Source organism: Isoptericola sp. NPDC056573 (genome assembly GCF_042793335.1).
Lineage (GTDB): Bacteria > Actinomycetota > Actinomycetes > Actinomycetales > Cellulomonadaceae > Isoptericola.
In genome coordinates, this window is sequence record NZ_JBHTUY010000033.1 from 1 (window position 1) to 1,952 (window position 1,952).

Annotated in this window: 1 protein-coding gene; it reads right to left on the reverse strand. The window is 37.9% G+C overall.

Annotated features, from left to right (window positions below):
• Positions 1 to 76: 76 nt before the first annotated feature.
• Complete coding sequence (locus ACFQ8E_RS21985) at positions 77 to 985, reverse strand: rolling circle replication-associated protein (protein ID WP_375839305.1); 909 nt, start codon at positions 983 to 985, stop codon at positions 77 to 79.
• Positions 986 to 1,952 lie beyond the last annotated feature (967 nt).

The following is a 1,952-nucleotide window of genomic DNA, read 5'->3' on the forward strand; positions in this document are numbered from 1 at the left end:
AAATCGGTTTGTCATTCTGACAAATAACCCTTCGGGAAATAAAAAAAACGGCTCCATAAAGAGGAACCGTTTTGCTTCAAAAATCACGTTTTGTGTTATACTGGAGAAACGAAATTGTGTTTTCAAAATTGTCATTTTCGACATGATAACTTTTCTCGTAGTGTGGTTTTGCCGAACCCACTACTTTTTTTATGTCTCCGAACTTCATTTCTTCCCGTTCCGGCTTAACAATCCCTTTTGATTTTCGATACATATTCATTCCGGAAGGATACATGTGCAGCCGTCCGCCTTTTAAAAATTTCTTTTCCCGACCTTCTACGATCTTTGTTTGCACCTCACAGCCCTCTGAAGCCACTTTTAAGGCTGTTTCCCTGTCTTGGACATCTTCTAGGTCTATATCAGTCAAATAAGCGCTCAAATAGGCTCCTATGTTGTCTATATCCTTTAATGACTTGATTGTTACAAATCCTAAACCCCATAGACTCCTTAATTCAGCATTTTTAATATAAATCTTATCCAAATCATTAAAGCGCATTAAAACATGACAATGCCAGGCTCCACGTCCTTGTGGCTCTACCACCGATAAATAATCTATCGAACTTTCTTTCTTGTATTTATAACGCAACCTGTCGATAAAATTTTGAAAATCACTATAAAGTTTTTTCGTGTCCGTCATATTTTTCTTGTATGTCAAAGTTATATGTAATTCATTTGGCCGTCCTATAAAATTGTTATTTATCAAATAACGCAGCTTCTTAAAGGTTTGTCTCAAAGAATTATAATTTTCCTGCCGATTTTCCGAATGCTCGAACTCCCGGATCTCCCCAGTAGAGAGGTCTACAAACCTATCCTTGTCCAATTTTTTGATATTATTTTTCCGGTTCATCTTCTCCATATGCTGAACTTCAATGACGTGATTCATAGTGGTCACTTTTACAACATCATTTGGAGCTATGAAAACCGCGTCACCATTGCGTTTATCCATCCATTTCCCCTCAATTTTTCCTGTAATGTTTAATTAAAATCAAGTTAATAATAAAGAACCCCAAATCCGAAGTCAGTTTTTCAACAAAAATTAGCGTCCTTTTCCCAAATAGTCCCTATACAATTCCTTAATAGCAAACTCAATTACAGCATCTTTTGAAACTCTTCCAAATTCATTGTGTTTTGTAAAATGTTCGGCTAATAACTCTAGCTTTTTAAATGTTTCAACAGTAATTCGAGGTCCAATTTGTTTTTTCTCTTCCATCCAAACACACTCCTAACAAGTTGTTAACATAATTCTAACATTGGAAATAATAGAATTCAAGAACAGAAAAAAGAAGCACACTCGGAATGATATTTCGTTTCCTTTTGATTCCGAGCCTCCACCCCTTACAATCCCCAAAGGCAACCGACAAGGGAAAATTCGTCCCTTATCGGCACCTCCGGAAATTGTACAGCAAGGGGTCACTCCCAATAAAAAGACTACGACATATAAAACAGGTTTAGCTTCAGAGAAAAAGAGCATAAGGAAACTCGGTGCCACCCTAAAAAAAAGGGTGTCAAACAGGCTGTGCCTGTTGAGTTTCTATGCTCTTAGAACAGGTGCCGTTTTTGAAGCCAAAGATATAGCATAGATACCCCATAGATATAGCAGGGATATACCAAAATATCTCTAGAGATACGGGTATCTATGCTATATCTCTCTACAAGATTCCTCCACACGCTTGACGGAAATGCTTCAGCATTTTAGCACTCACTCGACAGAGTGTATAAGTGCGCCATTCGGAATTTCAAAGCTTCAAATTTCACAGAGAGTGCCCATTTATACACACCCCCTAAATCGTGGTGTGACAATGGGTTCTCGCCGGCTCGAAATCGGTTTGTCATTCTGACAAATAACCCTTCGGGAAATAAAAAAAACGGCTCCATAAAGAGGAACCGTTTTGCTTCAAAAATCACGTTTTGTG